General features: G+C 68.9%; 10 protein-coding genes and 2 pseudogenes. 3 read left to right on the top strand and 9 right to left on the bottom strand.

Features of this window, described 5'->3' with window-relative positions:
- Position 1: 1 nt before the first annotated feature.
- The 3 genes from AB0435_RS13880 to AB0435_RS13870 are packed head-to-tail and all read right to left on the bottom strand — an operon-like array spanning position 2 to position 6,388.
- A complete protein-coding gene (locus AB0435_RS13880) occupies positions 2–3,613 on the bottom strand; it encodes a hypothetical protein (RefSeq protein WP_366427061.1) in 3,612 nt (1,203 codons plus the stop codon).
- The gene (locus tag AB0435_RS13875) at positions 3,606–4,763 is read right to left on the bottom strand and encodes a hypothetical protein (RefSeq protein ID WP_366427060.1); all 1,158 of its coding nucleotides are present in this window, start codon (positions 4,761–4,763) and stop codon (positions 3,606–3,608) included. The genes AB0435_RS13880 and AB0435_RS13875 overlap by 8 nt, the downstream gene beginning before the upstream one ends.
- A complete protein-coding gene (locus tag AB0435_RS13870) occupies positions 4,760–6,388 on the bottom strand; it encodes a PD-(D/E)XK nuclease family protein (protein WP_366427059.1) in 1,629 nt (542 codons plus the stop codon). The genes AB0435_RS13875 and AB0435_RS13870 overlap by 4 nt, the downstream gene beginning before the upstream one ends.
- 145 nt (positions 6,389–6,533) lie before the next feature.
- Here AB0435_RS13870 and AB0435_RS13865 point away from each other — a divergent pair, with 145 nt between their 5' ends.
- Entirely contained in the window at positions 6,534–8,045 is a 1,512-nt protein-coding gene (locus tag AB0435_RS13865; RefSeq protein ID WP_366427058.1) for a serine/threonine-protein kinase, read from the top strand.
- 22 nt (positions 8,046–8,067) lie between these two features.
- Here the strand turns inward: AB0435_RS13865 and AB0435_RS13860 are convergent, their stop codons facing one another.
- The 6 genes and pseudogenes from AB0435_RS13860 to AB0435_RS13835 all read right to left on the bottom strand — a co-directional run bounded on the left by AB0435_RS13860 (position 8,068) and on the right by AB0435_RS13835 (position 17,147).
- Positions 8,068–10,059 (bottom strand): N-6 DNA methylase, encoded by a 1,992-nt coding sequence (locus tag AB0435_RS13860; protein WP_366427057.1) that lies wholly within the window; start codon positions 10,057–10,059, stop codon positions 8,068–8,070.
- Positions 10,060–10,125: 66 nt separating this feature from the next.
- Entirely contained in the window at positions 10,126–12,300 is a 2,175-nt protein-coding gene (locus AB0435_RS13855) for a DEAD/DEAH box helicase (RefSeq protein WP_366427056.1), read from the bottom strand.
- A 41-nt stretch (positions 12,301–12,341) separates the two neighbouring features.
- Positions 12,342–13,583 (bottom strand): restriction endonuclease, encoded by a 1,242-nt coding sequence (locus AB0435_RS13850; protein ID WP_366427055.1) that lies wholly within the window; start codon positions 13,581–13,583, stop codon positions 12,342–12,344.
- A gap of 5 nt (positions 13,584–13,588) precedes the next feature.
- Complete coding sequence (locus AB0435_RS13845) at positions 13,589–15,454, bottom strand: DUF4357 domain-containing protein (protein WP_366427093.1); 1,866 nt, start codon at positions 15,452–15,454, stop codon at positions 13,589–13,591.
- 69 nt (positions 15,455–15,523) lie between these two features.
- Positions 15,524–16,663 carry a hypothetical protein gene (locus AB0435_RS13840; protein ID WP_366427054.1) on the bottom strand — a complete coding sequence of 380 codons (1,140 nt, stop codon included), beginning with the start codon at positions 16,661–16,663 and terminating at the stop codon, positions 15,524–15,526.
- 63 nt (positions 16,664–16,726) lie between these two features.
- A pseudogene (locus AB0435_RS13835) lies at positions 16,727–17,147 on the bottom strand (ATP-binding protein).
- A gap of 199 nt (positions 17,148–17,346) precedes the next feature.
- Here AB0435_RS13835 and AB0435_RS13830 point away from each other — a divergent pair.
- Positions 17,347–17,622: pseudogene (locus AB0435_RS13830) on the top strand (Scr1 family TA system antitoxin-like transcriptional regulator); the annotation flags it as partial.
- Positions 17,619–17,771: a DUF397 domain-containing protein gene (locus tag AB0435_RS13825; RefSeq protein ID WP_366427053.1), complete on the top strand. Its 153-nt coding sequence runs from the start codon at positions 17,619–17,621 to the stop codon at positions 17,769–17,771. The pseudogene AB0435_RS13830 and the gene AB0435_RS13825, both read left to right, overlap by 4 nt.
- Positions 17,772–17,779 lie beyond the last annotated feature (8 nt).

Genomic DNA, 17,779 nt, shown 5'->3' with positions numbered 1-17,779 from the left:
TTCAGGAGACGTGATGGGTGAGGTCGCGCAATGCCTTGTACAGCGGCGCGTACAGGAGCTGGGCCACGGCAGGGTCGCCGGAGTCGGGGAAAGCGGAGGGATCGACCGACGGGTCGAAGTAGGGGGCGAGGGCATCGCGCAGTCCGGTCAACAGTCCGTCCTGGAAGGGGACTTGCGTCGCCAGGGACCCCGGTGAGAGGGCCCGCGCCGTTTGCGGAGCGAATCGCGCATCGACGAACACCACCCTTGCGGGGACGCCGCCGCGAACGAGTCGGCCGATCACCTGCCAGATGGTGACCAACTGGTCCCAGGTGAAGGACTGCTTCTCCCGTTCGGACAGTCGTGAGTAGATGTAGCGGCGTGCCAACAGCCTGCGCCACTCCGCCCGGGCCACGTGGCGGAAGGCGAGGCCGGCGGCATCCAGGTCCTCCGCATCGACGGCGAGCTTACCGAAAGTCCCCTGCTCCAGGCCGGGCTCGTTCCGTACGAAGCGCGAGGCCCAGTCGTTGATGGCGAAGACAGCCAGTGACAGGTCGTCGGGGCGGGGGTGCGGGCGCGCCAGGAACAGGGCCGTTCCGAAGGCGGCGTTGCGCTGGGCGTTGAGGATGTTGTGCCCGCGCTCGACCGCCATCAGGGGGGCCACCAGAATCTCCGCGTTGCGATCCTCGGCGAAGGACGCCAGATCTCCACGCCTCAGAACGGTCACCGCTCCCTGGCCCGCCGCCCGGGGCGTCGCCCCTGAGGGGCCCACGGCCTGTTCCAGATCTGCGTCGTCAGCGGCGAGAACGCGGACCCTGTCGCGCCACCGGTCCAGGTCGTGCAGTGCCATGGCGACGGTGTTCGCCTCCTTGTAGCTGCCCACGAGCAGGATCGCCCGTCGTCGGCGGTCGTCGGTGACTTTGGCGAGTTCCTGCTCCAGAGGGCTGGGGCCGCCGCCCCGCCCGGGAGAGCCGAGCTTCTGCGCCAGCTCGCGTGCCGCTGCCGGACGTGTCTTGGGGTTCACCGCGGAGAGGCCCATCGGGCGGCCGTTGTCGTCGTACAGAAAGTGCGTGGTGAAGACCGACTCCCCGACGGCCCGCAGCGATCGCTCCGCAGGTTTGAGCACGGCGCCCACCGGGGCGAGCACGTGGGCCCGGGTGGATGTGCCTGCCCAGCTCGTGCCGGACATCAGCACCACGTGAGGCCCCTTCCGACCAGTGCCGGGATCGGAACCCACCTCGCACAGCGAGAGCAGTAGAGCGCGACCGACACCCGCGCAGCGGAAGAAGCGCAGCGTGCCGCTGTGCCGCCCGTCGTCGTCCCGCTCACGTTCGTCGGGTAGGTACTGGAATCCCAGGACGTTGCCCATTGGCGCTTCAGGGACCAGCGGGGCGTAGTCGAGGGGAGGACGGCGGGAGAGGTCGTTGCCGGTCGAATCGAGATGCAGAGCCGCCTCGACCTGCGGCCACAGGAAGACGAGCCGGTCGAGCCGCTGGTTGAGTGCGCTCAAGAGCAGCATGAACTCCAGCCGCCGCGCGGTCAGATCGAGCCACTGGTCGTCCTCGATGCGTGCTACCGCCGGGGTACGGGCGAGCATCGGGGACAGCACTGCCACGACCCGCTCCCGGGACGCCGGTGTGGAGAGGGTGGTGAGCACGTCGTGTGCGAGCCGGACCAGGTCGTCGGTCTCGTTGGCGTAGGGGCCGTCGCCGCCGAGCGGGTCGTCCCGGAAGGCGTCGAAGATGTCCGTCAGTTCCTTGCGCAGCGCGTCGGTGACAGGGCCGGCCGATTCGGGTTCCGGTGCGTCATCCTCGTACGCCTCGTACAGTTCTGCCTCGTCCGGCACGCCGTCGGGTGCGCACGACGGTGTGGCCGGGGAGAACCACTCGCCGAGGAGCTTCTCCTGGAGGGTCCAGGGGCTGAAGTACTCGATGTCCGCCCACTCGCGGAGATCGGCGTCCGAGATCAGCAGCTTGTACAGGCGGTCCGTGGCCGAGTGGGCCACGGTCAGTGAGGCGGACCACCGCTCGATCTCCTGATCGGTGAGCGGCAGTCGGCCCTGCTTGGACAACTCCTCGATCCGGTGCGTCTGCACCTGGTCGAGCCAGGAGTCGATGCCGGGGGAGACGAGGGTGGCGGAAGGGGCGAAGATCTCGTCCAGTTTCATCTGCACGGAGTCCGCCTCGTCGACGAAGACGATGTCGCTGCGCAGGAGGGCAAGTTCAAGGTGACGCAGCCGTTCGGCACCCAGGTGCCGGGGCACGGCGGACTGTACGAGGCTCGCGGGGTTCGCCACCCAGATCAGGGCGTCCACCAGCTCGCGGGCCGTGTGGTGGCGCGGGCAGGCGTGCCACAGGGGGCATCCGTGCGGAGCGCCTTTCAGCTCGGACGGCTGCGTTTCGGTACACCGAGGGGCGGCCTTGCCGGGGCGATAGGGCTCGGGCAGCGCCGGGGCCGGGTCCGCGGGGAGGGGCGGGTCCTGACGCTTCTTCTCCGGGTACAGGGACGCACAGGGGGCGTCCGCGTAGCGCAGTGGCTCGGGGGCCTCGGTGCCGCGCAGTGCATTGATCACACACACGGTGCTCAGGTCGTCGAAGCCTGGGGCGTCGTGGTCGAGGATGTTGTCCAAGCCGCGCGCGGCGAGCCTACGGTGGAGGCGTTGTACATGCGTCTGCCGGGTCGTCGGCCCCAGTACGGGAGCCGCAGCGAGACCCAAGTCCCGCAGGAGCCCGGCCAGCCGCAGTTGCTCCGCCACGTCTCCCACGACCAGCGTGGTGCGCAGCCCCTGGCGTGCGCCCCAGACGGCCACGAGGGTCATCAGCGTCGACTTGCCCGCGCCGACCATGCCCGCCAGGTGCAGCAGTCCGTCGATGCGCAGGGTGTCGGAATCGACGAAGGACAGCCCGTCGCTGCTGCGTGGTGAGAGCCGCAGCTCCGTCAGCCGGTCCTCCCAGTACCCGGGGCTCGCGACGCCCCTTGTCTGTTCGGTCTCGTCCATCCACCGCGCTGTGTCGACGAGTTCTGCCCGCTTGACCATGAGCGGCGTGCCGTCACCGGGGCGGCCGAGTTCGGGCCGGTGCCCAGGAACGGGCTCGGCGGCGAGCCCCGCGGGGAGGGTCACCGAGGTGGGACGCCGCCAGGCGAGGAAGGTGGCACGGCCGGGCGGGGCGAGCGGCAGTTCCTTGCGGGCGAGCGGGGGGAGGGCCGCCAGCGCCATGTCGTATACGGTGAACCGCTCCGTATCCTGCGATTCTGTGCGTACGGCGGGTGCGTCGCCCTCCCGCGGAACGTCGTAGACACGCACCCGAGGCGGCAGCGCGCGGTAGGTGTCGAGTGCCTGGTGCCAGGCGCGGCGCCGACGCAGCGTCCACAACAGGTGGCGGCCCGCCGTGAGCATGATTGTGTGTTTCTCAGTCACTGCCAGCCCCCGGGACCGGGCGAACGGGTAGCCACCGAAGAGGACGTATGCGCCTCGGGGGCTTTCGCCGGGTGCGATGTGTTCGAGTAGCCGGAGCGCCAGCTCAACCTGACAGACCAGTGCGGGCCTCGTCCCGGACAGGTCTGCGGGGACGTCACCCCACACCTGGGTGAGCTGTTCGGTCACTTTCTTGTACCAGCCGTCGCGGTCACGCACCCTGGCCTCCTTCGGCTCCGGTCAGCCGGGCGCGGGCGCGCACGGTCAGTGTGGTGTCGGTCAACAGGGTCAAGGACCGAGCGTGCGGGGGGCGGTTGCGTGCGTACGTCGCGAGGTAGCCGGGGCGGTCGGTGACCCGGCTCTGCGGCACCACCCAGAACGCCTCGTCGTACCGGGGCTCCTGGGGCACCGGGCGGGCGGAGCGCCCGAGGAATGCCGGGTGGGCCCAGTCCTTCACGTCGACCGCCCACACCCAGCCGTCGGGAAAGGTGATGTGCAGGTCGTATGCGTCGAAGGCGGGCCACATGCGCACCCGCAGGCCGAGCCGCACCAGGGCCTTCTCCAGCTCGGCCTCCGCCCTGCCGGGACCGGTGACGAACTGACGCAACGGAGGCTCCAACTGGAGCAGTTCACCGGCCTCCTGGCGGGCGATGAGCCGCCCCAGCAGCGGTGCGCCCTGTCGGCGGCAGCGGTCCCGTTCGCACCACCACCCGCCCTCCCTCAGCGGCGTGAGCAGGGTGAGGCAGCTGCCGCACGTGGCGTAGGTGTCGCCGCGCAGGTAGCTGTCGGGAACGGGTTGGTAGATCCGTTTGACGAGTTCCCTCACCGGGTCGAGGACGTGGTCCACGGAGACGGAGAAGGCATCGGCCGAGGTCAGTACCGGACGGTTGACGAGCAACCGGCGGAACTCCGTGTAGGCGTCCTCCTCGCCGTACTCACGGCACAGCCTGAGCGCCGCCAGGATGATCTCCCGGTCGCGCTGGTCCAGTGCGCTGTGGGGGTACTTGTCCGCCCATTCGTGGCAGAGCTCGGTCGGGCGGGACGACGCCGGATCGAGGAGCAGATCATCGGGTCCGATCACTTCGTCGGGAAGTGCGACCGGCCAGTCCGCCACCGGCCGCTCCCGGCACCAGGACACCAGATCGGGCAGGCTCATCGGCGGACGTGCACCCCGTTCCAGGCAGGCGAGGACCGTTCCGTCCAGGGCGCGCTGTGCCTCAGGCGGGTAGGGCAGGACGAAGGAGTGCAGACCGCCGACCGCGTCCAGGGTGGTGAGCGCGGAGGCGAGAGTCCGCACGAGGGCGATGCCGTCGTGGGCGGCCCAGTCTGCGGTGTACGGAGGGAGGTCGTCCGGTGCTGTCGTGCTCATCCGGCCTTCACCCGACTCTGTCCTGCTGCACAGTGACGCAGCATTTCGCACCCTTCGCATTGGTCCCCGGGACGCGGCTCGTAGGTCTCGTCGACGGCCCAGGGCGTCGCGAGACGGGAGATCACCTGCCGGGCTTCGGCGACGGTGTCGGAGTCACCCGGGTCGACCTCCAGGCAGCGCGACCCGTCCCCGTACAGCACCTCCAGCTCGATGAGCGACCGGCGCGGGTCGCCGCCGGGTACTCCGTGGGACATCAGGAGCACCGCCAGGGCGAGTTGGGGGTAGGACTCCAGCAGCGGACGTCCCTCCCACAGCGGGCTGCCCGCCGTCTTGGTCTCGTGCCAGATCCACCCGCCGCACCGCGTGTACAGCAGGTCCGGGTCCGCCACGATCACCGTGTCCAGTTCGGGGTCGTAGGCTGTCAGGCGCTTCTGCACCTGTACTTCTTCGTCCGGGCCGAGCTCGTCGAGCGGACAGGCCCGCACATGCTCAGCAATCATGGCGAGCGCCGTGGTCTGCTCGTCCGGGGCCAGTTCCGGGATTTCCTGCGGCAGAGCCGCATCGGCACAAGGGCCCTTGAGATGCTGCTGGTTGAGCCAGGCATCGACGGTGCGCCCCCGTCGGATCGGCTCGCTCTCCGGCGCGGGCGACTTCAGGTGGAGCACCCGGGTCAGGTGGAAGAAGGCGGGGCAGCAGTCGTGCGCGCGAAGGTCGGAAGCGGACACGGAGCGGCGCTTGCGGGGGCGGCGCGGCCCGGGCACGCCGAGCAGGCCGGGGGCCTTCGGCAGCCCCGCACAGCCCGCGAGGGCCTCGCACCGCACGCATTCCGACCCGGGGTTGGTCGCGGTGCCGGTGACGGCGCGGGCGAGTGCCGGCCGGGCATGCGCGGCGAATTCCCGCTCCACGCGGGCGGTGTCCCAGTCGGCCAGTACGCCGTACTCGCCGTCGCCGCAGCCCACACCCACGACGCGGACCCGGTGGGGGAGGGCGGTACTCCCGGGGACCGGGCGGTGTATGTCGCCGAACCCCGCTTGTGAGGGGGTGCCCGTCGCGAGGACTGAGGCGGCCTCGGCGATCTCCTCGGCGGGCCGGTCGCGCTTGAGGGTGTTGAAGGACGGCAACCACAGCTCTCGCTCACCGCCGTCCTCCGATGCGTACCGCCGCCCCCACGCGGTGCGTTCGTAGCGGAGGGCGCCGCGTGCGTCGGGCGCCCGCAACCCCTCGCAAGAAGTCCACTCTTCCCGAACCGGGATCGTGGCCGGGCGCCCGGCCACGATCCGCTCGGACTCCGACTGCCGACGCGCGGCAAGGTACGCGTACACCGCCGTACAAGCCCAACTGACGTGCCCGGTGGTGTACTTGCGGACGTGAGAGATGCCCTCCAGTGCGAACTCCGGAGAGGCGCCGTCGAATTCCACGGCGTCAAGGGCGGCCATCACCGGGCCGAGTGCGAAGTCTTCGACGGGCTTGCGGCGCGAGCGCTTCGGTGCCTGCTGGACCAACGGCCTGGCCCGCACGGCGGAACCACGCGGGCAGCCCCGGGGGTCGTTGCGGACGAGCGGCAGAGAGGTGCGGATGAGGCGGGTGTCACCGTTGGTTCCGGGCGGGAGCGGTTGAAGCGTCACGGCGAACCTCTCAGGGGGCGCGGGAGCGTACTCGACAAGAGAAGCATGCGTCTGTGTACATAGTCAATCCAGTTAATGCATTCTGTTCATGAAACGCTATGGTGTGTCAGGCGGCGCGCATCGCGCAGGCAGAAGGGGGTGAGGTGTGGAAGCCGGGGACGTCCTCGACGACGGGCGCTTCCTGGTCGAGGAGTCTCTCGATCAGGGTGGCATGGGCAGCATCTGGAAGGCCACGGACACCACTACCGGAAGGACGGTCGCGGTCAAGGTCCTCCGGCTGGACGCCTACACGCACGGGCGCCTCAGTCCCGGCGAGCGGGTACGGCGCAACGTCGAGATGCTCAAACGCTTCGAACGCGAAGGCGCGATCCTCGCTGAACTCGACCACCCCGCGATCCCCCGGCTTCTGCACCGGGGTTACTGGCGAGAAGAGCCGTACCTCGTCATGGAGTACCTCGACGGGCCCACCCTGCGCGAATTCCTCGACCAGCACAGGCCGCTCCCGCTGGCCGCGGCCTGTGCCATCGCCGTCCAGATCGCCGAAGCTCTCGCCCACGCCCATGTCCACGGAGTCGTCCACCGAGACCTCAAGCCGGGGAACATCGTCCTGAGCCGCGCCGACGGGAGGGTGAGCCTTCTCGACTTCGGCATCGCCTACCTCACGGACCCCGACGCGACGCGCTACACCGCACTCGGCGAGACGCCGGGCAGCGCCGGGTACATCGCGCCCGAGCAGTTGCGCGGTCTGCGGGAGGTCACCGCCGCGGTGGATCACTACGCCTTCGGCTGCGTGCTGTTCGAGCTGGTCACGGGGCAGCGCCCGTTCGAGGACAAGCCGGACCGCAACAAGAACATCCAGCACCTCGAAGACCTGCCGCCCCGCATCCGGTCCATCAACTCCGGGCTCCCACAGGAACTCGACGACCTCGTCGCGGACCTGCTGAGCAAGATTCCCGGCGACCGCCCTGCCCGCATAGAAGTGTGGGAAGCGCTGCACGGCCTCCTGCCGGCCCCCGGCGACCCAGCTCCGGAACCGGCGCTTGAACCCGACCCGACGCTGCACTACCGCACGGCCGGAGGCCTGCACGCGGTCGCCGCGCCACGACGGCCCGCCGCTCCTCCCCGCCTGAACCGGCGGCGCGGGAGTTGGCTGGGGCGCGGGGAGTTCGCCGCCCTCCAGGCAAGGGCGAAGGCCGAACTCGAAGCCACCGACGCGGGGCCGGTGTGCGCACGCCTGGAACGTGCCCTGGCCCAGGCCGTGGAGGACTGGGGAATCGCGGACCTCTCTGTCGCCGATGCCCACCTGACCTGCGCCGACGCCGCTCTCCTGGGCGGACGTGTCCAGCGTGCCGAGTTCTTGTACGGGCAGGTGGCGGGCGCCCCCGTCCGGCAGGCGGCCCCCGAACTCCTGGCCCTCATGCTGGAAGCGGAGATCGGAGCGGTGGAATGCCGTATTCCCGAGGGCGACGCGCTGCGAGCGGTGGAAGACTGGACCCGGACGGTACGAAAGGTGCTCGAACTGCCCGATCGCACGGCGCGGCTCATTGGCCGGTGCCGCGAAGCCGGCCTCGGATTGGTGGATTGGCTCGGGTCCGACAAAAACGAATCCGGACACATCAAGGCGGTCGCTGACCTCCTTTCGAGCCTGCCGGACTGACACCTGACCGCCTGACGCGGATTCACATTCCGGAGAGCCGCCCCTCCGCGATCAGATCACCCAGGGACCTGCTCAACATGCCCGCCGCGGAGCTCAGTTCCCTGGCCTCCCGCTCCAGCGAGACCACCTTCCGGTGAACCTCCCCGTACTTCTGCTGCTCGCGCAGCGGCAGGCGTGGCACCTGGAGGCGACGTACGTCGACCCGGGAGGAGGTGGAAGCATGCGTACCCGCCTGACGGACGTTGGCGGGCGCGCCCAGACAACCTGCCAGGAACCACGGATCGAGCAGAGCCGGGTCAACGCGCAGGGCGTAGAGCTGCGGGCCGAGCACCGAGGGTGCCTCATCGTCCACGCTCACCCTGAAGTCCCGTGCTAGACCGACGACGATCACATCCTGGGAGGTCGTCACCGTCATGGTGCCGTCGGCCTCACCCCGTGCGGCCTCCGCCCGGGGCAACCAGTGGCCGGTTTCCTTGGAGAGCACGACAGAGGTGAGTGCAGGAACCGCGTCCTCGGGCCGCTCCCCGCGCAGCACGAGGTGCTCCGGCACGCTCTGACCGGCGAGGACCTTCAGGGCTCCGGCCCGTTCCAGCTCCGCCACCGTCGCGCGCGTACCCGCCCCCTCACGGTTCGAGGGCATCATCCCTGAAAGCCCTCCCGCCACGTCCCGCAGCTCGCGCAAATGCCTGTCAAACCGAGTCCACCTGCGGCGCAGGTCCACTCCGCTGGCCGCGTCGGAGCGTGGGATGTGCCGTGCGGGTGTGAGATCGACCTCGTCGTCGAGCAGATCGATGACCGGGACGGACACGCTGCCCGCGGAGTGCTCCCCGCGCAGCGCGGGGAGCACGCAGTCCCGCACCCGAGCCCAGTCCAGCCCCGGCTTGCCCATGCCGGCGGCATCGAGTCCGTGTGCGGCGTCCACCAGCAGTAGACCCGAGCTCACGCTTTCGGGGCCGGGAATAGCGAGCACCCACACATGCAGGCCCACCCCGTGCGGCGGAGCCGCCCCCGGCGGCAGTGCGATCACTGCACGAAGCACCCCGGCCTGCAACAGCTTCGCCCGCATCCGCCGCCCCGCCCGGCGGGCGGCCACAGCCGGAGGCAGAATGAGTACGGCCGTCCCGCCAGGGGCCAGCGCCGCGAGCGCGTGCTGAACCCAGGCCAGCTCCGGCTCGGTGCGGGGAGGCAGCCCGTACGTCCAGCGAGTGTCGGTGGCAAGCTCCGCGTGCCCCCAATCCCGCTCGTTCGACGGTGGGTTGCACAGCACCAGGTCCGCCCGCACCCCACCCTGGGCATCCGCACGCAGGGTGTCGGCGACGGTGACGGAAGCGGGAAGGCCCGCCATCGCGAGTCGCGCCGCGGCCAGCGCTGCGAGTACGGGGTCGCGGTCCTGCCCGAAGAGCTGAGGTCCTTCCCCTTCGGGTCCTGGCCGGGCCGATGCCAGGAGCAGGGACCCGGTCCCGCACGCCGGGTCCAGCACGGTGCGTACCCGATGGCCGTGGGCGGTCGCAGCGATGTCGGTCAGCAACGCCGCCATCGGTTCGGGAGTGGCCGTCACCTGGCGCACATGCGTCTGCAGCCAGCGCTGGTAGAGGAAGTCGAATGTAGCTTCAGGGCCCTCTGAGTCCGTCACCTTCACGGCCCGGTCGAGCAGATCGGCCTGATGCGTGTCGATGACGGGGAGGAGGCCGGAGAGATCTCCGCCGCGCTGTGAGCTCAGGCGCTCACCCACCGCCGCCACCAGATAGCCCATCGAGTCGCGCCCTCCCACGGCCTCGAACTCCGGCCACAACCGGTCGAGCGCACTCACCGGGACCCTGAGCTTCCCCTCGGCCCGAAGCCAGGCCTCGACCTCGGCCCAGGAGAACTGCGGGCTGACGTCGTTGCCTTCCACCGGGGCGGGGAAGCTCTCGTGCCGCCGGCGCCAGTTGCTGACCGCTGCCCGACCGACCCCCACCATCCGCGCGATGTCCGCGAGGCTCACTGAAGCGTGCGGCCCTTGGGGCTGGGACATCAGGTCCTCCGGAAGTGTCGTGGCGTCGTGGATTGACTCAGTTTACAAACGTCATGACGCCTCCGGCTATCGGGCGGCCGCCTCCGATCCGGATTCGTTCGCCTGGGGTGGCTCCTGAGGTACGAACTCACTCGCCACCCCCGCCCAGGAGACATGGAGCGCCTCTCTGGCCCGGGTGCACGCCACGAACAGAAGACACCGCTCCCGCAGCAGGTCCGAAGCGTTCTGCAAGGCGTCGACCGAGGCGGAGGTGACCTCCCGTGCGAACGGCAGAGCACGGGACGTGACCCCCAGCACCGCCACGCAGCGAAACTCCAGCCCCTTCATCGCGTGCATCGTGGCCAGCCTGACCCCTGCCACGTCAGCCCCCGGGTTGTCCCGGACCCTCACCACCGGGATTCCGGCCGTCGCCAGTCGCTCGTACGCCTTGTCGAGCTGGAGGTTGAAGCGGGCGCAGACGCCGATCTCGGAGGGATGGATGCCCTGGGCGATCCACTCCTCCACCCGCTCCACCAGCGCCGCCACCTCGTCGTTCTCGCTGAGATGGTGCTGGGTCCCGGGGCGGCGGCCGTGCAGCAGCGAGTGGTATCCGGTCAGGTCGTCAGCGCCTTCGCCGCCCAGGTCCTCTACCCTCACCGGGTCGAGAATCCGCGTCGACCACAGCAGGATCTCCTCCGTACTGCGGTAGTTGATCCGTAGCCGGCTCGTCCGGCCGGCCACCGAAATCCCCAGCGAGCCCAAGGACACCTTCGAGTCGTAGATCCGCTGGTGCGGGTCCCCGGTGAGGAACAGGTCGTCGTTGCCAGGGGTGACGGCCGCGCGCAGCACCCGCCACTGTGCGGGGTGCAGGTCCTGCGCCTCGTCCACCACCACGTGGTCGTAGACCGGTGCCCGTTCCGCCAGCAGATCGCCCGCACGCCGGCACACCTGGAGGTACGTGGCGTAGCCGCGCTCGCGCAACATCGCCTCGAACAGCTCGACGGCGGGCCAGAGCTGCTCCCGCCGTGCCGTCGACAACTTGCTCCTGCGCCCCCGCCGCCGAGATGCGCAGTAGGCGTCCAGTGAGCGGAGATTCTGCCCCAGGAGGACGTGCCGGTACTCCTGCATGAGGAACTGCTGCGTCCAGGGCACATCGAGCTTCTTGATGATGCGTTGCCAGATCTGCTTCTCCTCCTGCTCACCGACGGCAGTGGGCACCTTGCCGTCGTAGCGGGCCACGACGGAGTGCGCGTAAGCGTTGACCGTGGTCACATCCACCCGGTCCAGCAGCTGCTGATCCCCTTCGAGGAGTAGCGAGAGATTCTCGCGCAGGCTGGCCGCCAGAGCGTTCGTGTACGTGGTGACAAGGACGCGCGAGTCGGGCGACCGCGTCAGAAGGTGCTTGACGCGGTGGAGCGCCACGACCGTCTTCCCCGTCCCCGGACCGCCCGTGACCTGGACGGGCCCGTTGTACGAGGACCGGTACGCGAGCCGGCGCTGTGATGGATGCAGGAACACCCGCCACGCCGCGAACGGCTTCTCCAGGATATCGGTCAGCTCTTCGGGCCCCGTGATCAGCGTGATCCGGGTCCTGGTGTTGGCGAACACCATCGCGAGGCTGTCCTCCGCCGCCGACACCGGTGCGGCCGGTCGTCGGGCGGTGACGACATCCCGGTAGACGTCGTCGGGGTCGAACCCCTCGGCCAGGTACTGGAGCACCTCGAACTGGTCCTCCGGCAGCAGCGTCTCGAACGCCTCCAACTGCGGCTTGTCGATGACCGTGCGTACGGCTCGCAGTACCTGAGCGTCGATGCCCAGGTGGTGAAGGGTCGTGTCGGAGTACCGGGTGAAGAGCAGGGAAGGGGCCGTGGCCGCGGCCTGCTCCAGAGCGGGGGTCAGCTGCTCGATGGCCACCACGTTACGCACTTCGAGGGCGCGCGTCGCCGAGTTCGTCGTGTAGAGCCGCTTGGCCGCCCAGTTGTACGCGACATCGTGCGGGACCACGTTCACCAGCAGGAAGACATCGCTGCCGTCGTCCGGAGCCAGGACGACCCCGCGCCAGAAGCCGTTGATCCGGATGGTGCGCATGCGCGGGTCACGCGCCTTCTCGACGGATTCCAGGTGCAACCCCTTGTCGGCGTGCAGTTCGGCCAACGTCAGTTGCTGGAACCTCTGCATCGCCTTGCACACACCGGCTTTGACGGGCTTCTCCAGGACGTCGTAGCTCTCCCAGAAACTGTTGGCGAACGCAAGCTGCGGCACGACGTGAACTCCCCGATCGGGTATGCCCGTTCAGCGGCCGATCATACGGGCGGGGTGCTGTGACCGGCCCATACGGGAAGGACTGGAGCCATCCGGCAGGCCAGCTCGGCGATGTCGTCGAGGAGCCCGGCCGGCTTCTGGTCCAGATCCAGGGCGTGTTGATGGATCACTGTGCCCGCATGCCGCACCTCGTGTGCCGCATGCACGGCATTACCCTTCGCGTACACCAGATGCCCCTCCCGAAGTCCGAGAGAGGTGCAGTACGCCAGCATCTGGTAGAGATCGGCGTCGGGGTAGCCGCTGCGCTTCTCCGCCTTGTACTTGGCGTCCGCCACAGCGGACACCGTCCCGTCCGGCTCGTAGAGCACGAGGTCCGGCTTCATGCGGATCTCGTCGGCCACATCGAGGTGGTGCGGGTCCTGGAGCCGTGCGGTACGGCCCGTATCGCGCAGGGTCTCCCGCAGGGCGGTGGTCACGAAGTCCTCGAAGAGCGTGTTCATGTCGAACAGGAAGCCGTTGATCCGTACCTCACCCGGCGCGTGCTCGGCGGACGCCCCGTCCAGCACCACCCGCGCCAGCCGAAGGGCCTGGTGGTAACGGGAGTTGAGCCGGATCGGATGCCACGCGGGAAGCTCCCTCCCTCGTACGACAGGAGTGACGTCCGCCAGTCGCACACGCTGGTGCAGGAGTCTGCGCCGCACATCCCCCGGCACCCCGGGCAACCGTAGCAGGCGCTCCACGGCCGTCCGCAGGATGCGGTTCTCCGCGATGTCGGTGCTGAACTCGTCGTACGCCACCTCCACCGGCAGCGTCATCCCGAGGCGCCGCCGGATCTGCTCGGCCTCCCTGATCCGTCCCCGTACGATGAGGGCGCTCTCCTCCGTCGGGCGGTACCCCTGCAACAGCCCTCGCCGCAGAGCCCGGTCCACCTGCCGCTCCACAGTGTGGGCGAGCGTGGGCAGCAGGTCGCGGTGCTCGGCCACCTCCACGTCCTCGTCCCGCCAATTTCGCTTCGGGTCCAGGCTGTACCCCAGCAGGAAGAAGAGCCGGGCGATTGGCACCTTGGGCGTGACGCGAAGAGTGACGGGCGCCTCACCGCCGGGTGCGGTGACGACGATCGCCCCCACCTTGCTGTTCGCCTTCAGCGACCAGACACCCGGCGTGTACGGATCATGGGTCGCGCTGACCATGCCGCCCGCGGCGAGCGCGCGCCCGATGGGCTCGGCCAGGCGCACGGAGACGGCGGGGGCATGTTCGACCAGTTCGATGTCGTCGGCGCTCACCCGGTTCACCCCAGCGACGCGCGCAGGGCCGCGAGGCCGTACCGCTTCTCGATGTCGATATCCTCCCCGTAGTGGTGCTCCTCCAGCAACGGCAGGATCTTGGTGCGCCAGGTGCGCTCGAGGCCGCCCTCGCGGTACACGCCGGGCTTCATGAGGTACGACGGCCCGATCCTGAAGTCCGCTTCGTCGATTCGGGAGTTAAGCGCGTCGAGCAGATCTGCCGGTTCGGAACTCTTGCCCTCACTCTCCAGCCATCGCCGCAGCAGCCCGCTCGTCGGCTCGATGCGTGGCGACAGCTCCACGAACGCGAAGCGGCGTCGCATGGCGGAGTCCACGAGTGCGATGGACCGGTCGGCGGTGTTCATGGTGCCGATGACGAAGAGGTTCGGCGGGAGGGAGAAGTCATCCCCTGAATAGGGGAGTTGCACGGACTTCCGCCGGTACTCCAGGAGGAAGTAGAGCTCGCCGAAGACCTTCGCGAGGTTGGCGCGGTTGATCTCGTCGATGATCAGAAAGTACGGGATGTGCCGGTTGCCCTCCAGGGCCGCGAGGTCGGCCAGCTCGCGCAAGGGGCCCGCGTTGATCCGGAAGGCGACTTCCTTGGTCTTCGGGTCCTCCTTCGGCCGGAAGCCCTCGATGAAGTCCTCGTACGCGTAGGAGGGGTGGAACTGCACGAGCTTCACCTGCTCGGCGCCACCGCCCAGGAACTCGGCGATCTTCTGTGCGAGATACGTCTTGCCCGTGCCAGGCGGCCCGTACAGCACCAGCTGTCGCTCGTCCGCGAGCAGGTCGCGCACTTCGCGCAGCCACTCGACTTTGTGCACCAGGAGATCCGTGGCCAACTTTTGTGTGGGATAAGGCAGTTCAAGCTCACGGCGTACGACGATGGCCGGGATCTCGGCGCTGGGGTCCCGCTCTATCTCCGCGGCCTCGCGCTCCAGCTCCTCATCACTCAGCCCGAGTCCTTCGATGTGTGCCTGCACCGAGGCGAGGTCGACGATATCGTGCTGGATGGACAGCTTCTGCTGAAGTTCCTCCGGCAGTTCGTCGTACTCGAACCCCTTGGGTTGCCACTCCACCGGGCGGCGCAGATTCGATCGTCGATCCTCCGTCTCGACCTGGGTGAATTCACCGGTGACGACTCCCACGTACAGCTCTCCGCCGGAGATCGTGCACACGGTGTCGCCCGGCTTCATCCGGCAGAGAAAGACGTACAGGTCCTCGACGAGCTGCTGCTTCTGGCTGTACGTCGCCGTGGACTCGTAGTCCTCCTCGACGGCGGTCCGCAGGAAGTCCTTGGTGATTCCCTTGGTGATGCCCTCGGGAGCAGTGGCTTCCGCGCTGGTACGGGCCTTCCGCGCACTCTCCTCCACGTTCGGTCGCAGCCGGGAGGCGGAGAGGGTGACGAGCCCGTCCGGGAGCCACATGCGCTGGACGAGGTCGAGCCCGGACACGTTGGAGCCCCGTACCAGCCATGGCCGGTTGGGCCCTGGCCAGCTGCCGGGCATGAAGTCGCTCAGCGGTCGGCCGTCCTCGGTCTTCCATTCGAACCAGCCGTTCGCGCTGCGGCCCAGCAGGACGGCCGCGGCCTCGGAAGGTGAGTTGAAGGTTAGGGAGGCCGTGGTTTCCAGGTATTCGGGCAGGCTGACCGACCGGACGATCAGTTCCTGCCGGATCAGCTCCTCGCGCTTGCGGTGAGCGGAAGTCACTCGATGGGCGAAGGAGTCCACCACGTCCGGTCGCACGGGCTGCCCGGCGAGTAGGGCGAACCTCTGGGCGCCGTTCGTCCCGCGCTCGTCGGTCAGCCGGCCACGGGCCGTCGGCCCGCCGTTCGGCAGGCGGAGCCGGAACTCGGGGTAGGGGTCGGACATGGCTTCCTCGGTCCTTCTGGCTGGCACCGCACGACTGTGGAGCTGTGATCTCTACGAGTCTAATGGCCCTTACTGACAGTCGGGCTTGTCGCGGGGCGGCAGGACCTCGCGAGCACGTCCGTGGAGGCCGGTCAGCCGCCCGGTCCGTTCGTCGATTTGGAAGACGAAGGCCTTGGCCTGGTCTGCAAAGGCGGCGGCGGGCTTGCTCAGGCCCGACCGGGTAATCACCATCAGCCGTTTGGGCACGTCGTCCCCGGCTGCCGCGGCCTCACCGTTGAGTGCCTTCAAGGCAGGCGCGGAGAGGTCCTTCTCCGGGCGGTGCAAGGCGATGTGGAAGTGCTCCGAGCGGAGGGGGTTCTCGGTGTCGCCTTCGTAGACGTCGGTGAAGCCGAAGGTGCCGAGCTGGCCGAGTACGGTCAGGAAGAGATCTTGGTAACCGAGGCTGCCGGAGCCGATAGCACGTTCCTCCTTGATGTGCCCCACCTCTTCGATCTCCCAGGCACGGGGACCGTCCCCGATCAGCTCCGCCAGGTCGTCGACGGACAGGGCTGCCTGGGGTACCCCAGGTACGGGAGACAGAGGACGCCCGAGCGATCGGTTGAGGTCGATACGGGTCCAGAGGTCGACCTCGGGGCACCAGAGATCGACCATCCAGCCGAGACGCGGCTTGAGAGAGATGCGTACCTCGTGGCCGTCGACCGTGGCATCGACGTGCGGGGAGGGGTGGCGGGGAGAGACGAGCTCGGGGGCGTAGGCGGGGCCGTGCAGGCTGTACCTGTTGCCTGCGGCCACGCGACGGACCGCTACCCCTTGTGCGTCCAGCAGGTCCGCCAGCTCGGTCAGGTCCGAGTGCTCGCTCTCGTGCCACCGCCAGGGGGACGGGAGGGGAGTGCTGGTGAGATGCGCGGTCACATGGGCGTGCACCGCGTCGACGAGCGCTTCTTCACTGGTGTCCAACGGCAATACCGAAGTGCCGGCCGCCAGGCCGGGGCCGGTGAGGCCCCACATGATGGTGTACGGGAACCGCACGTGCGCGAGCATCACGCCACGCTTCCCGTCCAGGTCCACCTTCAGGTAGAACGGCGCCGTTTCAGCGACTTCGATGCGGTGCGCGAGCTCTGGATAACGCTCGGCCAGGGTCTGTCCAAGAGTCTGGAAACGTATGTATGTGCCGAATGAGGCGAGCGTGTCGCTGGTCGGGAAGGGCAACGGGCACGCTCCAAGACAGGGAGGGGCAGTGGCGGGCGGTAGGAGTGGGGGAGTTCAGGAAGCTTACGCCCCGTGACCACGCCGGGCAACGGGCGCGGGGGCCTGCTGGCCGGAACTGCCCCCTGCCGCTTCCGGCGTGAGATCGAGCTCGGCCCAGACGCTCTTGCCGCTGGGAGGATAGAGCTCGGTGCCCTACCTACCGGTTGGCGAGCGAGGCGACCAGAAACAGGCCGAGGCCGGATTCGTGCAGTGTTCTGAGCGCCGGTGACCTCAATCCTGAGGGTGCGGGCCAAGGCGTCCAGCGTGAGTGGCAACCGGAAGTTACGACCCTGTACGCGGCCGTGCAGCACTGCGTTTGCGGCGAGTTCGGCGATCTGCTTCTCCCGCTCGGTGGCACCGGCCAGGTGCGGAGCTGTTCGGTGGCGAGCGGGCGAAGCGGGCACCGCGTCGGGTGGGGGGACAGCAACTGCGTGAAGGTATGCAGGGCGGCGCGGAGCTGGGGTGTGCTCGTGTTCACGGAACCACCGTGGTGGGCGTGCGGGGCCTGGGGCCAGGAATTCGCTCCGTACGCTGTGTCAACGTACGGGTATGCGGGGTAGACGGTAGGCGGTACCAGCCGTCACCCTGGGTGAGTTCGATTGAGGAGTAGCGCTGCGGTACGTGAACGCACCGGGAGGTGGCCGGAGCATGTGTTCCGGCGGCGGTTCGATGGTCCGCCGGTGACGGCGGGGCATTTCGAACATGCGATTGAGCTGACCGCGCTGCGCCGCGTGACGCTGCAAATCGTGCCGATGGAGGGTGGGTTGCATGCGTGTCTGGACGGACCGATCCAACTGCTCGAAACCCCCGACGGTCGCCGCCGGGCCTACGCGGAGGGGCAGCAGAACGGCCGTCTGATCGCGGCCCTCAACGCCAAAGGCTCGCGGGGCCTGCTGGAGCGACTGCGAGGAGAGCAATGAGCACGACGGAACTCGCCTGGTTCAAGTCCAGCTACAGCGGCAGCCAGGGGGACAGCTGCGTGGAGGCGGCCGCCACGCAACAGGCCGTCCACGTAAGGGACTCGAAGGGCATTGCGCTCCCGCACTTCGCGGTGGGGCGCGACGGATGAGATTCGTT

It is taken from the genome of Streptomyces sp. NPDC051173 (genome assembly GCF_040689515.1).
Lineage (GTDB): Bacteria > Actinomycetota > Actinomycetes > Streptomycetales > Streptomycetaceae > Streptomyces.
The sequence above is the reverse complement of the archived record's forward strand: the minus strand, read 5'-3'. Positions and strand labels throughout refer to the sequence as shown.

Bases quoted from the DNA above. Each gene is read 5' to 3' on its own strand.
- AB0435_RS13845 (WP_366427093.1), bottom strand. From the start codon at position 15,454: ATGTCCGACCCCTACCCCGAGTTCCGGCTCCGCCTGCCGAACGGCGGG.
- AB0435_RS13825 (WP_366427053.1), top strand. From the start codon at position 17,619: ATGAGCACGACGGAACTCGCCTGGTTCAAGTCCAGCTACAGCGGCAGC.
- AB0435_RS13875 (WP_366427060.1), bottom strand. From the start codon at position 4,763: ATGAGCACGACAGCACCGGACGACCTCCCTCCGTACACCGCAGACTGG.
- AB0435_RS13860 (WP_366427057.1), bottom strand. From the start codon at position 10,059: ATGTCCCAGCCCCAAGGGCCGCACGCTTCAGTGAGCCTCGCGGACATC.